Source organism: Burkholderia sp. Se-20378 (genome assembly GCF_017104665.1).
In the GTDB taxonomy this organism is placed as follows: domain Bacteria; phylum Pseudomonadota; class Gammaproteobacteria; order Burkholderiales; family Burkholderiaceae; genus Burkholderia; species Burkholderia lata.
In genome coordinates this window covers 1-3,922 of record NZ_JAAGPG010000669.1, presented here as the reverse complement: position 1 = coordinate 3,922, position 3,922 = coordinate 1, and the positions used below count along the sequence as shown (strand labels likewise).

Sequence of the window (3,922 nt, the reverse complement as noted above, 5' to 3'; positions counted from 1 at the left end):
GTGGCGGTGCAGGCGGCGGCGCGCAAAGCCGTCCGAGCGCACCGGCAGGCGGTGGCTTCGACGAGATGGACGACGATATCCCGTTCTGATCGGCAAGTCGGCATCCAGCCTCTCGATGGGCCCGAATCTCCGAGTCAAGCCAGTTGCTTGGCCCGGGTCTTCGGGCCTTGTTTCGTTTACGTCGATGTTCCTTGCGCGCCAGGCAAAACGTGGCTGACGAACTTCCCGATCTCATCGCTCCGCATCTCGACGTACTCTTCTGCGGGATCAACCCCGGCCTGACCGCGGCCGCTACCGGGCATCACTTTGCGGGGAGAAGCAACCGCTTCTGGCGCGTGATCCATCTCGCGGGCTTCACGCCGGCGGAAATTTCGCCGCAGGACGATCACGCGATTCTTCAATATGGCTGCGGCCTGACGGCGGTGGTGAAGCGGCCGACCGCGAGTGCCGATCAGCTTTCGCGCGCGGAATTCGTCGCCGCGGCTGCCGAGTTCGAGCACAAGGTGGCGCGTTATGGGCCGCGCTTCGTCGCCTTTCTCGGCAAGGCGGCGTATTCGGCGCTTTCCGGGCAGCGGGAAATCGAGTGGGGATTGCAGCCGGCCCGGATGCAGGGATCGAGCGTCTGGGTGCTGCCCAATCCGAGCGGGCGAAACCTCGCGTTCAGTCTCGACGACCTGGTCGACGCATACCGTCAGCTTCGTATTCAGGCGAAGGCCGGTTCCGGTCTTCAGCCGGAGGAACAGGATGCGGCGCGGTGACTCCGCGCCTCGGTGGCCGGGCGCCGTGCTGCCGCGCGCGTTCTTCGACCGCGTCGCCACCGACGTCGCGCCGCAACTGCTGAACAAGATCCTCGCGGCCGCGGACGGCCGGGTCGGGCGGATCGTCGAAGTGGAGGCCTATGCCGGTGCGATCGACCCGGCCGCGCATACCTATCGAGGCAAGACGCCGCGCAATGCGACGATGTTCGGGCCGCCGGGGCACCTGTACGTCTATTTCACCTATGGCATGCACTGGTGCTGCAACTGCGTGTGCGGCCCGGATGGCACGGGCACGGGCGTGCTGATCCGTGCGCTCGAGCCGCTGCAAGGGCTCGAACGGATGCGTGCGGCGCGGCCGCCGCAGACGCGCGATCGCGACCTGTGCCGGGGGCCGGCGCGGCTGACGCAGGCGATGGGGATCGGCGGCGCGCAGGATGGGGTCGACCTGATCGGCGCACACGAAGGGTTCGCGATCGTCGACGATGGTGTCGCGCCGCCCGCCGATCTGGCGGGCGGGCCGCGGATCGGCATTCGTGTCGGCACGGATCTGCCGTGGCGGTGGAGCGTGCCGGGCAACCGGTATGTGTCGGGGCCGGTGACGCGCCGCTGATACGGCCCCGTGCCAAGATGCGCACAATTCGACCTGCGTCACGCGACCGCCACAATTGACCGGCTAAGCTTGTCTTTTCGACGTGTTCGATCGAGGAGACACAATGCGGCGGGTCGTATTCAACCAGAAGGGCGGCGTGGGCAAATCGACGATCGTCTGCAACCTGGCGGCGATCAGCGCGAGCGAAGGGCTGCGCACGCTCGTCATCGACCTCGATGCGCAGGCGAACTCGACGCGCTACCTGCTCGGCGACGCCGCGTCCGACGCGCAGCCGGGCGTCGCCGATTTCTTCGAAACCGCGCTGACCTTCAACTTCCGCCCGGTCGACGTCGCGTCGTTCATCCATCCGACCCCGTTCGAAGGGCTCGACGTGATGCCCGCGCATCCGGAGCTCGACACGCTGCACGGCAAGCTCGAGTCGCGCTACAAGATCTACAAGCTGCGCGATGCGCTGAACGAGCTCGACACCTACGACGCCGTGTACATCGACACGCCGCCCGCGCTGAATTTCTATACGCGCTCGGCGCTGATCGCGGTCGAGCGCTGCCTGATCCCGTTCGACTGCGACGATTTCTCGCGCCGCGCGCTGTACACGCTGCTCGAGAACGTGAAGGAAATCCAACAGGACCACAACGCGGCGCTCGAGGTCGAAGGGATCGTGATCAACCAGTTCCAGCCGCGGGCGAGCCTGCCGCAGCGGCTGGTCGACGAACTCGTCGAAGAAGGGCTGCCGGTGCTCGCGTCGAGGCTGTCGGCATCGGTGAAGATTCGCGAGTCGCATCAGCAGTCCAAACCGGTGATCCATCTGGAACCCGGGCACAAGCTCGCGCAGGAGTTCCTCGCGCTGCATCGCGAACTGGCCGGCTGATCCCGCACCTGCCTGACGAACCCGCGGCCGCATCATGCGGCCGTTTTTTATTGCGACCCGCAATTCATCCGATCATTGATTCCGTCATTAATAATCCCGAAAACGATTTCATAATAAATCCAGAAAAAACGATTACATAAGTGACCGCTCCATTTTCAATGTGCTCCGGTTTTCTAATAAACGGAATAATGGATTGGTAAATGTTGCGCGACGTCATGACCCGGTATCCTGTAAAAAGGTAAAAATGCATTGCGGGACAGAGTGATGCACGGCCTCGTCTGCGATGTCGGCGCATCAAGGGTTCCAGCGGTTGCTCTGAATCAAAATAAGGGTTTACACCTAGTATTAATGCCATTTAATTGACAATTAATCGATCTAGAATGGGCTCCTTCAGCTTCCCGTGCTCAAATAAGTGACGGGTTGTCAATAAGGAAGTCTGCTGTCGATCCGGCTTCCCATTTTCTTTACGTCGTCTCTCGCATTGCTAACAGGAGCGTGCCCGATGTCCGTATTTGCCCCCGAAAAACTGAACGCCGAATATCAATCCGGTATCGCCGCGTGGTTTGCGATCGCCCGTCCGGCGATCCAAGGTTTCGAGGCTGTCGTCGAACTCAACCTGCAAGCGGCCCGGACGGCGCTCGAGGAATACGAAGACAAGCTGAAGAACGCATTCAACAGCAGCAACCCGGCCGCGGGCTTCGCGCAACAGGTCGCCGCACCGCAGGAAGCGGCCGGCAAGGTCGTGTCGTACGGCCGCCATCTGTTCGACATCGCAGTGTCGACGCAGTCCGAATGGGCGAAAGTCGCGCAAGCGCAATACGAACAGAACGACAAGCGCCTGAAGGACGCGCTTGGCGAACTGTCGAAGCATGCACCGGCCGGCTCGGCGCCGGTGGTGGCTGCGCTGAATTCGGCGCTGTCGGCGGCGACCGCCGCGGCCGATTCGGTTCGCGCAGCGACGGGTCAGGCGATCGAAGCCGCACAGAGCGGTTTCGATGCGGTCAGCGAAACGGCAACGCGTGGCGCGAAGCAAACGGCTGCCGCCGCACGCAAGGACGCAGCAGCCGCACGCGAATCGGCTGCGTAATCGCGTAGCCACGCAAGCACGTGTCGCGCATGAGCGCGACACGATTGATCGGCGCCGGATGGCGCCAGACGCCGCGTGTGCCGCGTGGTGTCCGGCGAATGTCCGGTTTGCCGCAAGACGCCGGTGAACCGGCGAGCCGTACCGGTGTGCCGCCCGTTCGAACGGGCGCCGCGCGCCGTACGGCGGCGTGCGACCGCTATCGCGCCGGACGGCCCGAGATGCGCGATCGCCAGCCGAGGCCGGCTCGCGCCGGCGTCAGAACGACGAACTGATTTCGATGCAGGAACTGGACATGACGGATGTAGTGATCGTATCGGCCGCGCGGACCGCGGTCGGCAAATTCGGCGGTTCGCTTGCGAAGATTGCGGCGCCCGAACTGGGCGCGACGGTGATCCGCGCGGTGCTGGAGCGTGCGGGCGTGAAGCCCGATCAGGTCAGCGAAGTGATCATGGGCCAGGTGCTGACGGCCGGCTCCGGGCAGAACCCGGCGCGCCAGTCGCTGATCAAGGCCGGGCTGCCGACGGCAGTGCCGGGGATGACGATCAACAAGGTGTGCGGCTCGGGCCTGAAGGCCGTGATGCTGGCGGCGAACGCGATCG

General features: G+C 64.2%; 4 protein-coding genes and 1 pseudogene. All 5 read left to right on the top strand.

The features are described from left to right. Nucleotides 1-209 precede the first annotated feature (209 nt). Entirely contained in the window at nucleotides 210-758 is a 549-nt protein-coding gene (gene mug / locus G3N93_RS35790) for a G/U mismatch-specific DNA glycosylase (protein WP_174945090.1), read from the top strand. Beyond that, nucleotides 745-1,368: a DNA-3-methyladenine glycosylase gene (locus G3N93_RS35785; protein ID WP_206135107.1), complete on the top strand. Its 624-nt coding sequence runs from the start codon at nucleotides 745-747 to the stop codon at nucleotides 1,366-1,368. Before mug ends, G3N93_RS35785 begins: the two co-directional genes overlap by 14 nt. Nucleotides 1,369-1,471: 103 nt before the next feature. After that, nucleotides 1,472-2,236: a ParA family protein gene (locus tag G3N93_RS35780; protein ID WP_174945054.1), complete on the top strand. Its 765-nt coding sequence runs from the start codon at nucleotides 1,472-1,474 to the stop codon at nucleotides 2,234-2,236. 502 nt (nucleotides 2,237-2,738) lie between these two features. Continuing rightward, nucleotides 2,739-3,323, top strand: coding sequence for a TIGR01841 family phasin (gene phaP, locus G3N93_RS35775; protein ID WP_011353207.1), 585 nt, complete (start codon nucleotides 2,739-2,741; stop codon nucleotides 3,321-3,323). A gap of 292 nt (nucleotides 3,324-3,615) precedes the next feature. After that, nucleotides 3,616-3,922: pseudogene (locus G3N93_RS35770) on the top strand (acetyl-CoA C-acetyltransferase); the annotation flags it as partial.

What these genes read in the sequence shown, in the direction of transcription:
- G3N93_RS35785 (WP_206135107.1), top strand. Translation starts at nt 745, where the DNA reads ATGCGGCGCGGTGACTCCGCGCCTCGGTGGCCGGGCGCCGTGCTGCCG.
- G3N93_RS35780 (WP_174945054.1), top strand. Translation starts at nt 1,472, where the DNA reads ATGCGGCGGGTCGTATTCAACCAGAAGGGCGGCGTGGGCAAATCGACG.
- phaP (WP_011353207.1), top strand. Translation starts at nt 2,739, where the DNA reads ATGTCCGTATTTGCCCCCGAAAAACTGAACGCCGAATATCAATCCGGT.